This is a genomic window from Pseudomonas sp. LB3P25 (genome assembly GCF_054897985.1).
In genome coordinates this window covers 3,312,054-3,326,793 of record NZ_CM142711.1, presented here as the reverse complement: position 1 = coordinate 3,326,793, position 14,740 = coordinate 3,312,054, and the positions used below count along the sequence as shown (strand labels likewise).

Sequence of the window (14,740 nt, the reverse complement as noted above, 5' to 3'; positions counted from 1 at the left end):
AATTGGGCTTTTGTGGCGAGGGGATTTATCCCCGTTCGGCTGCGAAGCAGTCGTAAATACTGTGAATCCAAATCTGATGGGAGGAATGGGTTGTCTGGTTTATCTGGGGGCCGCTTCGCAGCCCAACGGGGATAAATCCCCTCGCCACAAAAGCTCCCTCGCCACAGGGTTTGCGGTGCATTCAAGAAGTGGTGATCCGCCAAATGCCGAACGGTTGATGCGCCGGGTCGATCCGCATGAACTGGTATTTGCCGTGCCAGGTCCAGCGATGACCGCTCATCAAGTCTTCGCCCTGGGTGCTGGCGTCGTCGGACAAGCCCATTTCCCACAGCGGCAATTCGAAATTCGCTTCCTGGACGTTATGCGGATCAAGGCTGACCGCCACTAGAATGAAATTGCTGCCATCCGCGCTGCGTTTGCCGAAATACAGAATGTTGTCGTTCCAGGCGTTGTAGACCTTCAAGCCCAGGTGCGTCTGCAGCGCCGGGTTCTGCCGGCGGATGCGGTTGAGCTGGGCGATCTCGGCAATGATGTTGCCCGGCGCGTTGAAGTCCCGTGGGCGAATTTCGTACTTTTCGGAATTGAGGTACTCCTCCTTGCCCGGCACCGGTGCTGCTTCGCACAGTTCGAAGCCTGAATACATGCCCCACAGACCGGAGCCCATGGTGGCCAGCGCCGCGCGGATCAGAAAACCGGCGCGCCCCGACTCATGCAAAAACGCCGGGTTGATATCCGGTGTGTTAACGAAGAAGTTCGGCCGGAAGCATTCGCGCCACGGTGACTCATTGAGTTCGGTGAAGTAGGTGGCCAGTTCGGACTTGTTGTTGCGCCAGGTGAAGTAGCTGTAGCTCTGGGAGTAACCGACCTTGCCCAACCGCGCCATCATCGCCGGGGTGGTGAAGGCTTCGGCCAGGAAGATCACCTCGGGGTACAGCGCCCGCACATCAGCGATCAGCCACTGCCAGAACGGCAGCGGTTTGGTGTGAGGGTTGTCGACGCGAAAGAGCTTCACGCCCTCCTCGACCCAACCCACCACGACGTCGCGCAACTCGACCCACAGACTCGGAATCGCATCGGTGGCATAGAAATCGACGTTGACGATGTCCTGGTATTTCTTCGGCGGGTTCTCGGCGTATTTGATCGTGCCGTCCGGGCGCCAGTTGAACCAACCTGGATGCTGCGTCAGCCATGGGTGATCCTGGGAACACTGAATCGCGAAGTCGAGGGCGATTTCCAGTCCATGGTCCGCAGCCGCCGCGACAAGCCGACGGAAGTCCTCGCGGGTGCCCAGTTCGGCGTGAATGGCTTCGTGCCCGCCCTCTTCGCTGCCGATGGCATACGGACTGCCCGGATCGTCCGGCCCGGCGGTCAGGGAGTTGTTCGGGCCCTTGCGGTAACTGCGGCCGATTGGGTGGATCGGCGGGAAGTACAGCACATCGAAGCCCATGTCCTGGATCATCGGCAGCCGCGAATGCACATCGTTGAAGGTGCCATGACGGGCCGGATCGTCAGTGATCGAGCGCGGAAACAATTCATACCAACTGGCAAACTGCGCCAAGTCCCGTTCGACGTCGAGCGGGTACTCAGGGCTGATGCTCAAATAAGCACGATGATCGGCCTGCGTCATCAACTCGGCACTACTTGGGTGCAGAAACATCTCGACCTGCTCGGTTTCGAGCAGACCCGACAAGTCATGGTGCAGCGCCGCCAGTTGCTCACTCAGCTGCCCTTCCGTACGTTCGCCGGCTTGCTGGACCAGCGTTCGCCCCTCCTGCAATTCCAGGCTGATCGGCACCCGGGCGGCGTGTTTTTTCTCCAGCTCATAACAGAAGCTGGCGAACTGATCGATCCAGGCTTCGATGCAATATACATAACGGCCCTGGCGCGCGACCCGGAACTGCCCTTCCCAACCGTTATTGCCCAGGTCAGTCATGACTTCGCTTTGCCAGGTCTCGTCACCCTCGGCGTGCCAGCGCACTCGCACGGCCAACTTGTCGTGACCGTCGGCAAACACTTTGCTGGTCACCACCACGTCCTGACCCACAACGGCTTTGACGGCAAACTGCCCGCCATCGAGGGTCGGCACGGTGTTTTCGATTGCAATGCGCGGTAGCAGTAAAGCCTGCGACAGCGGCATATGAGGGTTGTAGTTCAGCTCTGTGGGTTTTTCAGCAGTCATCGAGCATCTCTCCTTTACGCCCCATGGACGCTCTTGTGTCTGTGGTTTGTAACTGGATAGCCATCCCGCAGGATCGTCCGCCCCGGAATGAACTCTCTTAGGTTCCGAGCGGCAGGCATCGGTAAAGTTCACGAGGATTTGCCTGAGCCTTCGGGTGAATCAATTCCTTTGCACTGTGGTCAACTCACTTAAGCACGACTTACGCCATGTGCCACTGGAGGCTAAATCCATGAGCATTCCGATCCCTGCCGAAACGCCTGATCCAAACATCGACAGCCCGACCATTCCGCCGACCGAACCTGAACCTGTGCCTGAGCAAGATCCGCCCGGCACCACACCGCCACCTCGGGAAGACCCGCCAGAGACGATGCCGCCGGTGATCGTTACGCCTACGGGGTGTGATCCCTCTCCAGTAATCGCACGATCCTTGGCATCACACTGAATATCGCCAGCGCCAAAAACGTACTGAACACCGCCGTCGCCTCTCGCCCCAACCCGGCCGAGACGCCAATGGCGGCGGTCATCCACAACCCGGCGGCGGTGGTGAGGCCTTTGACATGTCCCTCGTCGCCCTCGTTGTTTTTCAGAATAGTCCCAGCGCCAAGAAAGCCGATCCCCGCGATCACACCCTGCACCACCCGACTCATGGCATTGGCCTGTGAACCGGACATTTGCGGCACCAAACCTCATGCCACCAGGCGTTCATCGTGCTGTCCTTGTTAAGGGGCGTTTCAGGATGGACCGCGTCGACCATTAATCGGTTGCACAGAACGATGATCCTCGGCTGTGCCCTAACACGTTAGAACCCGCAGAAAAAAGGACACTTCCATGACTGTGCGCATCGACAACCAGACCTGCTTCTTCATTACCGAGAACGGCGAAGAAATTCGTCTGTGCCCCGACGTCACCATCATTACCGACTCGGAAAAAGCCATGTCGGCGGTGGAACTCGACGGCCAGCGCATCTACATCACCGAAGCAGAAGCCGACGCATTGACCGTAGCAGGCGCAGTCGACGGTCGTAAGCATTTGAAGGCTACCGACAGTGATTCGGTAATTTGACTGACCCGGATCAACAACCCCCGCAGACGCTTGATATAGGCGCCTGCGTCCCGCTGAAGCGGGTGCATCAACTTGTCGCAGGCAGCGAATCAACGCCCATCTGATCCGCTTTTTATTGAAATAGGTGAGTCTGTTATGCAAACAGATCGCCGCTCATAGTGCTCAGGCCTGATGGAGGCTGATGAGCGAAAGACCATGAGCGATAGAATCCCCGTCCGAATTGTTGAAAGTGCCCCTTTAGTACAGAGCTATGAGCCTTCGCGTCCAAAGATGAAGGCCAAGTCCAGCGACAACCTGATCCACACCCGCAGCTTCACCGGTTTATTCCGCACCCTGCGCCTGAGCGGCGCGGGGTTTCTGTTTTTGCTGTTTTTCGGCACGGTGTGGTTGAACTGGGGCGACCGCCAAGCGGTGCTCTGGGACCTCTCCGAAAGCAAATTCCACATCTTCGGTGCAACCTTCTGGCCACAGGATTTCATCCTGCTGTCGGCGTTGCTGATCATTGCTGCGTTCGGTCTGTTTGCAACCACCGTGTTCGCCGGCCGGGTCTGGTGCGGTTACACCTGCCCACAGAGTTCCTGGACCTGGATCTTCATGTGGTGCGAGAAGATCACCGAGGGCGAACGCAACCAGCGAATCAAGCTGCAAGCCGCGCCCTGGGGCCTGAACAAACTGATCCGCCGCTCGGCCAAGCACACCTTGTGGCTGGCCATCAGCCTGTTGACCGGCCTGACCTTTGTCGGCTACTTCACCCCGATCCGGCCGCTGGCCGAAGAGCTGCTGACCTTGCAGATGGGCGGCGTCAGCCTGTTCTGGGTGATGTTCTTTGCCGGCGCGACTTACATCAACGCCGGTTGGCTGCGTGAAGCGGTGTGCATGCACATGTGTCCATATGCGCGGTTCCAGAGCGTGATGTTCGACAAAGACACCCTGACCATCTCCTACGACGTGGCCCGCGGCGAAAACCGTGGCCCGCGCAAACGTGACGTGGCTCCGGCTGAAGTCGGCCTCGGTGATTGCATCGACTGCCAGGTGTGCGTGCAGGTCTGCCCGACCGGCATCGACATCCGCGACGGCTTGCAGATGGAATGCATCGGTTGCGCTGCGTGTATCGACGCCTGTGATTCGATCATGGACAAAATGGGCTACGCCCGCGGGCTGATCAGCTATACCTCGGAGCATCAATTGCAGGGTGGCAAGACCCATTTGCTGCGGCCGCGATTGATCGGCTACACCGCGGTCCTGCTGGTGATGATCGGTGCGCTTGCCCTGGCGCTAGTGGAGCGGCCGATGGTCTCGCTGGACGTGAGCAAGGACCGTGGCCTGTTCCGCGAGAACAGTCAGGGGCAGATCGAAAACATCTACAGCCTGAAAGTCATCAACAAGACCCAGCGACGTCAGGACTACCGTCTGACCCTGGTCGATGGCGACGGCTTCCAGTTGCAAGGCAAGACCGAACTGAGCCTGGCGCCCGGTGAGATTGTCGATGTGCCGGTGTCGGTGGCGATGACCACGGAACGGCCGAGCAGCAGTTCGCAGACGATCAGCTTCAAGATTGTCGACGGTGATGAGCCGCAGATTTATAGCATGGCGAAGAGCCGGTTTGTTGCGCCGATGAATCGTTGAGTCTTTAAGATGGCGAGCGGTCAGAGGCGCGATTGAGTTTTGTGCATGATCTGGAAGCCACCCCTCACCCTAACCCTCTCCCCAGAGGGGCGAGGGGACTGATTGGGGGATATTCAAGGTTTACGGCGACCTGAAAAATCTGCTTTGAATCCATAGTCGACTCGGTGTTTCAGGTCGCCGTAATTCGCTGGACACCTCGGTCAGTCCCCTCGCCCCTCTGGGGAGAGGGTTAGGGTGAGGGGTCGATATCCCTGACACACCACACTACAACCTGGCGACAAGGCCCCCCCCCCGATGAAACGCTACGAAAAATTCGCCGACGACATCGCTGAACTGATCCGCTCCGGCGTTCTCGGCCCCGGCCAGCGCGTCCCTTCCGTGCGCTACGCCAGCCAGACTTACGGGGTCAGCCCATCCACGGTGTTCCAGGCCTATTACCTGCTCGAACGCCGAGGCCTGATCCGCGCTCGCCCGCGTTCCGGCTACTTCGTCAACGCACACGCGCCGAGCCCGTTCTCGGAGCCGGTGATCAGCAGCCAGGTCAACGAGTCCACCGAGGTCGACGTCAGCGAACTGGTGTTCTCAGTCCTCGACTCGATCAAGGACCCGAACACCGTGCCCTTCGGCTCGGCCTTCCCCAGCCCGACCCTGTTCCCGCTGCAGCGCCTGTCCCGCTCTCTGGCCAGCGCCGCCCGAGAGATGGACCCACGCATGGTCGTCACCGACATGTCGCCAGGTAACCCGCAACTGCGTCGACAAATCGCCCTGCGCTATATGGTCGGTGGGCTGATGCTGCCCATGGAAGAACTGCTAATCACCAACGGCGCACTGGAAGCGCTGAACCTGTGCCTGCAAGCGGTCACCGAGCCCGGCGATCTGGTGGCTATCGAAGCCCCGGCGTTCTACGCCTGCCTGCAAATACTGGAACGGCTGAAGCTCAAAGCCGTGGAAATTCCTGTGCACCCGCGCGACGGCATCGACCTTGGCGTACTCGCGCAAACCCTGGAACGGCACCCGATCAAGGCGTGCTGGTGCATGACCAGTTTTCAGAACCCGATGGGCGCGACGATGCCCGAGGCGAAGAAACAGGCACTGGTTGAGTTATTGCGCAAGCATCAGGTGCCGTTGATCGAGGACGATGTCTACGCAGAGCTGTATTACGGCCAACAGGCGCCGAAACCGGCCAAAGCTTTTGATACCGAAGGGCTGGTGATGCATTGCGGTTCGTTCGCCAAAAGCCTGGCCCCCGGCTACCGCATCGGTTGGGTTGCCGCCGGGCGCTATGCGCAGAAGATCGAACGGCTGAAACTCATGACGTCGCTGTGCGCGTCGATGCCGGCCCAGGCGGCCATCGCCGATTACCTGCAACACGGCGGCTACGACCGGCATCTGCGCAAACTTCGGTACGCCCTGGAAGAACAGCAAAGCGCCATGCTCGCCGCGATCGCGCGCTACTTCCCGGCGCAAACCCGCGTCAGCCAACCGGCCGGCGGCTACTTCCTGTGGCTGGAACTGCCACCGCAGATGGATTCGCTGAAGTTGTTTCAGATGGCATTGGCGCAAGGGATCAGCATTGCACCCGGGCCGATCTTTTCACCGACCCAGCGGTTCAGAAATTGTATTCGGCTGAATTACGGCAGCCCCTGGGATGAGACTGCCGAGAAGGCGATGGAGACGTTGGGGCGGATTGTGCGGTCGTTCTGAAGGTTTGATGGCGTCTGCTCTACCGCCTTCGCGAGCAGGCTCGCTCCCACAGGGAAATGCGATCAACTGTGGGAGCGAGCCTGCTCGCGAAGAAGCCAGATCCAGCGATACAAATCCTAAGGTTTATCGCCCGCCGCCGAGGTCAACAAATGTCCCGGTCGCATAAGAAGCCTTGTCCGACAACAACCATACAATCGCCTCAGCCACTTCATCCGGGCGCCCGCCCCGAGCCATGGGAATCGCCGATTCCAGTTTGCTGACCCGATCCGGGTCGCCGCTTAACGCGTGGAAATCGGTATAGATGTAACCAGGACGCACTGCGTTGACGCGGATGCCTTCGCCGGCCACTTCTTTGGACAGGCCGATGGTGAACGTATCCAGCGCACCTTTGGAGGCGGCGTAGTCGACGTATTCACCGGGCGCGCCCAAGCGTGAGGCCACCGAGGACACGTTAACGATACTGCCACCCTGCCCGCCATGCTTGGGCGACATGCGCAGGATCGCGTGTTTCGCGCAGAGGATCGGCGCCAGGACGTTGGTTCTGAGGATTTTGAGAATACGGAATTCGGATATTTCATCGATCCGGGACTTATGCCCGACGGTGCCGGCGTTGTTCACCAGTGCCGTGACCCGGCCCAGCTCAGTGTCCACGCGGTGGAACAGCGCGATCACTTCGTCTTCGATGCTGACGTCAGCGCGCACCGCGATGGCTTGGGCGCCGAGGGCGCGGACTTGCTCCAGCACCTGTTGCGCGGCCGATTCATCGGCCAGGTAGTTGATGCAGATCCGATAGCCTTGTTCGGCGGCCAACAGGGCTGTGGCGGCGCCGATACCGCGGCTGCCGCCGGTGATGACGATGACTTTGTCCATGCGAAATTTCCCCCATTCCAAGCGTTAGCGGTCGGGGGCAAGAATAACCGTCATCGCTGGCTTTTGCATGGGCTCTTGTAGCCTGTGGCGAGGGGATTTATCCCCGTTGGGCTGCGAAGCGGCCCCTGTTTTTCCAGCCACACCGCGTCCAATGGATTACGACGGCTTCGCCGCCGAACGGGGATAAATCCCCTCGCCACGGCCTCGCGGGCTCGGCAGCTGCTACAGATAAAAAGTCTTCAGCCCACCGCCAATTGCTCTGCGCGGTGAATATCGACCATGAAGCGCTCGGCCGGCAGCGGGTGCCCAAGCAGATAGCCCTGGAGCGAATCACAACCGAGTTGCGTCAGGAAGTCCTGCTGCGAGTCGGTTTCCACCCCTTCGGCAACGATCCGCAACCCCAACGCCTGGCCGAGGGCGACGATGGCCGAAACAATGGCGGCGTCATCGCTGTCGCGCTCCAGATCGCGGACAAAGCCGCGGTCGATCTTCAGTTCATTGGCCGGCAAGCGCTTGAGGTACATCAAGCTCGAATAGCCGGTGCCAAAGTCATCGATCGACAGATCGACACCCATTGTCGAAAGCTCCTGAAGCACCGTCATGCTCGCATCGGCATCGCTCATGGCGGTGGTTTCAGTGATCTCAAGGGTCAGGCTATTGGCCGGCAAATGGTGAGTGGCCAAGGCTTTGGCGACACTCTGGACCAGGCCCGCGTGGCAGAACTGCAAGGCTGAAAGGTTCACCGCGATGCGCCAGTCGGTGTACCCGAGCACGTACCACTCGCGCATCTGACGGCAGGCTTCGTTGAGCACCCACTCGCCAATCGGAATGATCAGCCCGGTCTTTTCCGCCAGTTCGATGAACTTGTCCGGCAGCAGCATGCCCTGGGTCGGATGCACCCAGCGCAGCAACGCCTCGGCGCCGACCGGCCGGCCATTGTTGGCATCGAACTTGGGTTGGTAATAGAGACTGAATTGCTGCTGATCAAGAGCGATACGCAAGTCCTGCAGCAATTGCAGCTGTTTGCGCGCGTTGCTGTTCATCGAGGCATCGAAGAAGCTATAGCCGTTTTTGCCGGCGCCCTTGGCGTGATACATCGCCGCGTCGGCGTTCATCAGCAATTCCTCGGCGGTTTCACCGTTGCCCGGATAAATCGCGATGCCGACGCTGGCGGAAATCTGCAAGTCATGTTCGGCGACCCGGAACGAACGCGCGATCAGCCCGACCTGACGGGCCGCCAGGCTCAATGCGTCATTCTGCTCGCCGAGTTGCACCAGCAATACGAACTCATCACCGCCGATCCGCGCCAGGGTGTCATGGCTGCGCAAATCCTCACGCAGGCGCAGGCCGACTTCACGCAACAACAGATCGCCCATATGGTGACCGAAGGCATCGTTGACCGGTTTGAAACCGTCCAGATCGATGAACATCAACGCGAAACAACCGCCTTGCTCGCGCACCATCGACATCGCCTGATCGATACGGTCAGCCAGCAACACGCGATTCGGCAGGCCGGTCAGGGTGTCATGCAGCGCCAGTTGGGTCAGTTCGCGGTTGGCCTCGGTCAATGAGTGGGCAAGGCCAGCGGTGCGGGCCTCAAGGCGCGCATCGAGGATCGAGGTCAACAAGGCAAGGCTCAACACTGCCAGGGTGGTGATCAGCACCAGATTGTCCAGGCCCTTGCCGTTCAGGCCGCTGACGGCCGCGCCACAGAAGCTGCCATCCGGGAAACGCGCTGCCGCCATGCCGGTGTAGTGCATGCCGACGATCGCGAACCCCATGATCACCGCCGCACCGCCACGGATCAGGCCGACATAAGGTGTGTGCTGGCGCAGGCGGAAAGCGATCCATAACGCAGCGCCCGAGGCGACTACCGCGATCAGCAGCGAGGCGCCGAATAGCGTCGGATCGTAATCGATACCCGGCTGCATACGCATGGCGGCCATGCCGGTGTAGTGCATGGCGCTGATCCCGGTGCCCATGACCAACGCGCCGAATGCCAATTTCCAGGCTGGCAATTGTGGCTGGCTGACCAGCCACAGGGCAAAGCCGCAGGACAGGATGCCAATCAACAGTGACAGCAACGTGATGCCGACGTCGTAACCGAGGTCGATGGGCAGTTTGAATGCGAGCATGCCGATGAAATGCATCGACCACACGCCAACCCCCATGGCAAATGCGCCGCCCGCCGTCCATAGATGCACGGCCCGACCCTTGGCCGTGGCGATGCGCTCGGTCAGGTCGAGCGCGGTATAGGAGGCAAGAATCGCCACAAAAAGCGAGATGATAACCAGCGTGGGGGAATAGCTACCGATAAGCATGAGACTACTCGCGACAGCCCCTCCGTACTGCTTCCATTCTCGGGGGGCAAATCGGGCGATTGTACTGATTGCGCAAAAGAACGCACTGACAAAATTATCAAAGGGCCATCAAGCCGATGAAACACTTGTTTGACACCTCGCAGGGACCGCGTCCTCCGGTAGCAGCTGCCGAGCCTGCGAGGCCGTGGCGAGGGGATTTATCCCCGTTCGGCGGCGAAGCCGTCGTAATCCATTGGACGCGGTGCGGCTGAAAAAAAAGGGGCCGCTTCGCAGCCCAACGGGGCGGTGCGACGTTTCGATAAATCCCCTCACCACACCTCGCAGGCTCGGCAGCTGCTACGGAGTCTCGACTTGCCGTCAGAGAATGTGTGGCTATTCTTTGTCGCTCACCTGTAGCTGACCATCCCAGCCGCCACCCAATGCCGCGATCAATTGCACGCTGGCAATCAACCGGCTCTGCAACAAATCCAGCATGCTGCGTTCATTGTTCAACGCTGTGGCCTGAACGACCACCACGCCCAGATAAGCGATCAAACCGGCCTTGTACTGATTCTGGGTCAGACGCAAGGACTCACGCGCCGCGTCCAGTGCTTCCTGGCGCACGCCCGCTTCGTCTTCCAGAACCTTGAGCTGCACCAGGTAGTTTTCCACTTCACGGAAGCCATCGAGCACAGTCTGGCGGTACTTGGCCACTGTTTCGTCGTAGGCCGCTTCGCTGCGGTCAACTTCCGCGGAGCGCTGACCGCCGTCGAACAAGGTCATGGCCAATTGGGGACCGACCGACCAGAAGCGGTTCGGCACGCTGATCCAGTTGGCATAGGTGCTGCTGCTATAGCCACCGTTCAGACTCAGGGTGAAGTCCGGGTAATAGGCCGCCTTGGCCACGCCGATGTTGGCATTGGCGGCCATCACCGAGCGTTCAGCGGAGGCGATGTCCGGGCGGCGCTCGAGCAATTGCGAAGGCAGGCTCAGCGGTACCTCGGGCAACGCAGGGATGTTTTTGGTTTCAGCCAGGCTGAACTCGGCCGGCGGTAACCCGATCAGTACGGCAATGGCGTTCTCGAATTGGGCGCGCTGCCAGATCAAATCGACCAGGTCAGCCTGGGTGCTTTTGAGCTGAGTCTGGGCCTGAGCCACCGCGTCCTTGCCGGAGACGCCGGCGCGGTACTGGTTTTCAGTCATTGTCAGCGAGCGCTGATAGGCCTCGACCGTCGCTTCCAGCAGGCGTTTCTGCTCGTCGATCACCCGCAGTTGCAGATAGTTCTGCACCAGTTCCGACTGCTGACTCAAGCGCATCGCCGCCAGATCGGCAAAACTCGCCTCGGCATTGGCGGTGTCGGCTTCCAGTCCTCGGCGCAGTTTGCCCCAAACGTCGGCTTCCCAACTGACCCCGGCCTGTGCGGTGTAAGTGTCGCGAATCCCGCTGGAGGAACTGGTCAGGCTCGAACTGCTGCTGCCGGTGCCCTGGCTGGAGCGGTTTTTCCCGACGGTCAGGTCCACGGTCGGAAAAAACGCGCCACGGGCACTGCGCACCAAAGCCTGGGCCTGACGGTACTGGGCTTCGGACTGCGCGACGGTCTGGTTGGCACTGTTGAGTTTTTCGATCAGGCCATTGAGTTGTTGATCGCCATACAACTCCCACCAAGCGCCACGGGCCAGAGAATCGCCGGGATTGGCCTGACGCCAGCCTGCCGCTTCCTTGTATTGCGCCGGCGCAGCCGCTTGCGGGCGCTGGTAATCCGGGCCGATGGCGCAGGCGCTGAGCATCGCCACGCACAGCGCCAGGCTCAACAAACGCGAGCCCCGGGCCGTGATCAGCGGTGCAGCCAGATTGATAAACGAACGGTCAGTCATAGCGGAGTTTCCAGAGCAGCATCAGTACGCACCCCACGCCAGTGGTTGAAGCGATGGCGCAGTTTGTCGAGATAGAGGTAAACCACCGGGGTGGTGTAAAGAGTCAGCACCTGGCTGAAGATCAGCCCGCCGATGATGGTCAGGCCCAGCGGCTGACGCATTTCCGCACCTTCGGCGCGGCTCAGCAGCAACGGCAACGCGCCGAGGATCGCCGCCAGGGTGGTCATCAGAATGGGCCGCAGACGTTGCAAGCAAGCACTACGAATCGATTCCAGCGGCGCCATGCCCTGATGTCGCTCCAGCTGCAAGGCCAGGTCGATCATCAGAATGGCGTTTTTCTTCACCACGCCGATCAACAAGAACAGCCCGAGCAACGAGATCAGGCTGAACTCACCGCCCAACGCATAGATCGACAGCAACGCGCCGACCCCGGCCGACGGCAAGGTCGAGAGAATGGTCAGGGGATGGATGTAGCTTTCATACAGCACGCCGAGCACCAGATACACCGCCACCAGCGCGCCGAGAATCATCCACGGCTGGCTCTTCTGGGTCGCGGCGAAGGCGTCGGCGGTGCCAGCCATTTTCACGATCACGTCTTCCGGCATACCCAGTTTGGCGATGGCCCGCTCGATGGCCGCCGTGCCCTGCTCCACCGTTACGCCTTCGGCCATGTCGAAGGAAATGCTCTCGGAGGCGAACTGGCCTTCGTGGCTGACGCGGTCATCTTCCAGGCTGTTTTCGTAATGCGCGATGGTCGAGAGCGGAATCCGCGCACCGTCAGCGGTGATCACCTGAACCTGTTTGAGGGTAATCGGGTCCTGGGCATATTTCGGATTGACCTCCATGACCACCTGATACTGGTTAAGGCTGTCGTAAATCGTCGAAATCTGCCGCTGGCTGTAGGCGTTGTTCAGCACCGCGGTGACCATGTCCATGTCGACACCCAGGCGTTTGGCCTGATCACGATCGACGATCAGGGTCACCTGTTGGGCGCCGCGCCCTTCACGGGCATCAATCGCCGTCAGCTCCGGCAAGGCCTTGAGCGCAGTCACCACTTTCGGATACCACTCGCGCAACTCGCCAAGGTCGGCGCTTTGCAGGATGTAGGAATATTGCGACGTGGTCTGTTCACGACCGCCACCAAACTGCAGATCCTGATCGGCCATCAGCATCAACTGCGCACCGGCGACCTTGGGCATTTCCTTGCGCAGGCGTTCAATGACCTTTTGCGCAGAAATGTTGCGTTCCTTGATCGGTTTCAGCCGCACCAGCATGAAGGCGTTGTTGGTGCCGTTGGTGCCGCCGATAAAGCCGGCGACGCTTTGCACCGCGTCATCCTTGAGCACGGCACGGCGGAAGGTTTCCATTTTCGGCTGCATCACACTGAATGAGAGCCCGTCGTCGCCGCGCACGAACCCGATCAGCTGGCCGGTATCCTGCTGAGGCATAAATGTTTTAGGAACAACGATATACAGTGCAATGTTAACGCCGACTGTCACGATCAGACTAAGCAAGGTCAACCGGCGGTGACGCAACACCCAGTCAAGACTTGTCGCGTACTTGCCGACCATCCACTCGTTGGCACGCTGACTCCAGCGTTGCAAACGATTTTCCTCACCCGGCGTATGCTGTTTGAGCCAGCGGGCGCAGAGCATCGGTGTCAGCGTCAGCGAGACCACCAGCGACACCACGATGGCCGCCGCCAGCGTGATGGAAAACTCGCGAAACAGGCTTTGGACGATCCCGCCCATGAACAGGATCGACAGGAACACTGCCACCAGTGAGACGTTCATCGACAGCAAGGTGAAGCCGACTTCCTGCGCCCCGAGGTACGCGGCCTTCATCGGCGGCACGCCTTCGTCGATGTGCCGGGAAATGTTCTCCAGCACCACAATGGCGTCGTCCACCACCAGCCCGGTGGCCAGAATCAGCGCCATCAGCGACAGATTGTTCAGGGAGAATCCGTAGAGGTACATGACCGCAAAGGTGCCGACCAGGGACACAGGCACCGCAAGGGTCGGAATCAACGAGGCGCGGAAGTTACCGAGGAACAGGAACACCACCAGAATCACCAGCGCCACGGCAATCAGCAGGGTCATTTCCGCTTCGTGCAAGGTCGCCTTGATCACCGGCGAACGGTCCATCGCCAGGTTCAGCTTCACGCTGGCCGGCAACACAGCCTGCAACGCCGGCAGCTGAGCCTTGATTTCATTGACCGTCTCGATGATGTTGGCGCCGGCCTGGCGGTTGATCACCAGCAGTACCGCCGCGTCGTTGTTGAAAAAACCGCTGTTGTAGCGGTCTTCGACGCCGTCGCTGACCTTGGCGACGTCCTTCAGGCGCAGGGCTGCGCCGTCCGCGTAGTGAATGATCAGCGACTCGTAATCCTTGGCTTTCTCCAGTTGATCGTTGGCCTGAACCTGCCACAGCCGCTGACTGTCTTCGACTGACCCCTTGGGCCGGCGCACGTTGGCGTTGGCGATGGTGTTGCGCACATCGTCCAGCGCCACGCCGTACTGGTTGAGCGCCTGCGGTTCGAGTTCGATGCGCACCGCTGGCAAGGAACTGCCGCCGATCTGCACTTCGCCGACGCCCTGCACCTGAGACAGGCTCTGAGACAGAATCGTCGAGGCCAAATCGTAGAGCTGGCCCTTTTCCAGCACGTCGGAGGTCAGCGACAGCACCATGATCGGCGCCTGGGACGGGTTGACCTTCTTGTAGGTCGGCATGCTGCGCATCCCGCTCGGCAGCAGGTTGCGCGAGGCGTTGATCGCCGCCTGCACTTCCCGCGCCGCGCCGTTGATGTCGCGGTCCAGGTCGAACTGCAAAATCACCCGGGTCGAGCCCTGACTGGAGCGGCTGCTCATGGTGTTGACCCCGGCGATAGTACCGAAGGAACGCTCAAGCGGCGTGGCCACGGTCGAGGCCATGACCTCCGGGCTCGCGCCGGGCAGACTCGCCTGAACCACGATCACCGGGAAGTCCATCTGCGGCAACGGCGCCACCGGCAACAGGCCGAAGCTCACGCCGCCCAGCAGCAGGATCGCCAGGCTCAGCAACATCGTCGCGACCGGGCGCTTGATGAATGGTCCGGACAGGTTCATCGACGGCAGCTCCCGACATC

At 60.3% G+C, this 14,740-nt stretch carries 9 protein-coding genes and 1 pseudogene; 4 read left to right on the top strand and 6 right to left on the bottom strand.

The annotated features are described in order from the left end of the window. Positions 1 to 181: 181 nt before the first annotated feature. Positions 182 to 2,179 carry an alpha-1,4-glucan--maltose-1-phosphate maltosyltransferase gene (locus ACYZTW_RS15080; protein WP_462005538.1) on the bottom strand — a complete coding sequence of 666 codons (1,998 nt, stop codon included), beginning with the start codon at positions 2,177 to 2,179 and terminating at the stop codon, positions 182 to 184. Between the two features lie 229 nt (positions 2,180 to 2,408). On the opposite strand from ACYZTW_RS15080, the gene ACYZTW_RS15075 reads away from it, so the two are divergent. Continuing rightward, complete coding sequence (locus tag ACYZTW_RS15075; RefSeq protein ID WP_462005537.1) at positions 2,409 to 2,621, top strand: hypothetical protein; 213 nt, start codon at positions 2,409 to 2,411, stop codon at positions 2,619 to 2,621. Here the strand turns inward: ACYZTW_RS15075 and ACYZTW_RS15070 are convergent. Beyond that, a pseudogene (locus tag ACYZTW_RS15070) lies at positions 2,569 to 2,862 on the bottom strand (MgtC/SapB family protein); the annotation flags it as partial. The gene ACYZTW_RS15075 and the pseudogene ACYZTW_RS15070 overlap by 53 nt on opposite strands. A gap of 145 nt (positions 2,863 to 3,007) precedes the next feature. Here ACYZTW_RS15070 and ACYZTW_RS15065 point away from each other — a divergent pair. The 3 genes from ACYZTW_RS15065 (at position 3,008) to mapR (ending at position 6,571) form a co-directional block, all read left to right on the top strand. After that, entirely contained in the window at positions 3,008 to 3,241 is a 234-nt protein-coding gene (locus ACYZTW_RS15065) for a DUF3203 family protein (RefSeq protein ID WP_462005536.1), read from the top strand. A 195-nt stretch (positions 3,242 to 3,436) separates the two neighbouring features. Further along, entirely contained in the window at positions 3,437 to 4,867 is a 1,431-nt protein-coding gene (gene ccoG, locus ACYZTW_RS15060) for a cytochrome c oxidase accessory protein CcoG (protein WP_462005535.1), read from the top strand. 294 nt (positions 4,868 to 5,161) lie between these two features. Beyond that, the gene (mapR, locus tag ACYZTW_RS15055; RefSeq protein ID WP_462005534.1) at positions 5,162 to 6,571 is read left to right on the top strand and encodes a GntR family transcriptional regulator MpaR; all 1,410 of its coding nucleotides are present in this window, start codon (positions 5,162 to 5,164) and stop codon (positions 6,569 to 6,571) included. A 123-nt stretch (positions 6,572 to 6,694) separates the two neighbouring features. On the opposite strand, the gene ACYZTW_RS15050 is transcribed toward mapR, so the two are convergent. The 4 genes from ACYZTW_RS15050 to ACYZTW_RS15035 all read right to left on the bottom strand — a co-directional run bounded on the left by ACYZTW_RS15050 (position 6,695) and on the right by ACYZTW_RS15035 (position 14,720). Next, positions 6,695 to 7,441: an SDR family oxidoreductase gene (locus ACYZTW_RS15050; RefSeq protein ID WP_462005533.1), complete on the bottom strand. Its 747-nt coding sequence runs from the start codon at positions 7,439 to 7,441 to the stop codon at positions 6,695 to 6,697. A gap of 239 nt (positions 7,442 to 7,680) precedes the next feature. Further along, entirely contained in the window at positions 7,681 to 9,762 is a 2,082-nt protein-coding gene (locus ACYZTW_RS15045; RefSeq protein ID WP_462005532.1) for a bifunctional diguanylate cyclase/phosphodiesterase, read from the bottom strand. 372 nt (positions 9,763 to 10,134) lie between these two features. Next, positions 10,135 to 11,616 carry an efflux transporter outer membrane subunit gene (locus ACYZTW_RS15040; protein ID WP_462005531.1) on the bottom strand — a complete coding sequence of 494 codons (1,482 nt, stop codon included), beginning with the start codon at positions 11,614 to 11,616 and terminating at the stop codon, positions 10,135 to 10,137. Next, a complete protein-coding gene (locus tag ACYZTW_RS15035) occupies positions 11,613 to 14,720 on the bottom strand; it encodes an efflux RND transporter permease subunit (RefSeq protein WP_462005530.1) in 3,108 nt (1,035 codons plus the stop codon). The genes ACYZTW_RS15040 and ACYZTW_RS15035 overlap by 4 nt, the downstream gene beginning before the upstream one ends. Positions 14,721 to 14,740: the final 20 nt, after the last annotated feature.

What these genes read in the sequence shown, in the direction of transcription:
- ACYZTW_RS15075 (WP_462005537.1), top strand. Translation starts at nt 2,409, where the DNA reads ATGAGCATTCCGATCCCTGCCGAAACGCCTGATCCAAACATCGACAGC.
- ccoG (WP_462005535.1), top strand. Translation starts at nt 3,437, where the DNA reads ATGAGCGATAGAATCCCCGTCCGAATTGTTGAAAGTGCCCCTTTAGTA.
- ACYZTW_RS15045 (WP_462005532.1), bottom strand. Translation starts at nt 9,762, where the DNA reads ATGCTTATCGGTAGCTATTCCCCCACGCTGGTTATCATCTCGCTTTTT.
- mapR (WP_462005534.1), top strand. Translation starts at nt 5,162, where the DNA reads ATGAAACGCTACGAAAAATTCGCCGACGACATCGCTGAACTGATCCGC.
- ACYZTW_RS15040 (WP_462005531.1), bottom strand. Translation starts at nt 11,616, where the DNA reads ATGACTGACCGTTCGTTTATCAATCTGGCTGCACCGCTGATCACGGCC.
- ACYZTW_RS15050 (WP_462005533.1), bottom strand. Translation starts at nt 7,441, where the DNA reads ATGGACAAAGTCATCGTCATCACCGGCGGCAGCCGCGGTATCGGCGCC.
- ACYZTW_RS15035 (WP_462005530.1), bottom strand. Translation starts at nt 14,720, where the DNA reads ATGAACCTGTCCGGACCATTCATCAAGCGCCCGGTCGCGACGATGTTG.
- ACYZTW_RS15080 (WP_462005538.1), bottom strand. Translation starts at nt 2,179, where the DNA reads ATGACTGCTGAAAAACCCACAGAGCTGAACTACAACCCTCATATGCCG.
- ACYZTW_RS15065 (WP_462005536.1), top strand. Translation starts at nt 3,008, where the DNA reads ATGACTGTGCGCATCGACAACCAGACCTGCTTCTTCATTACCGAGAAC.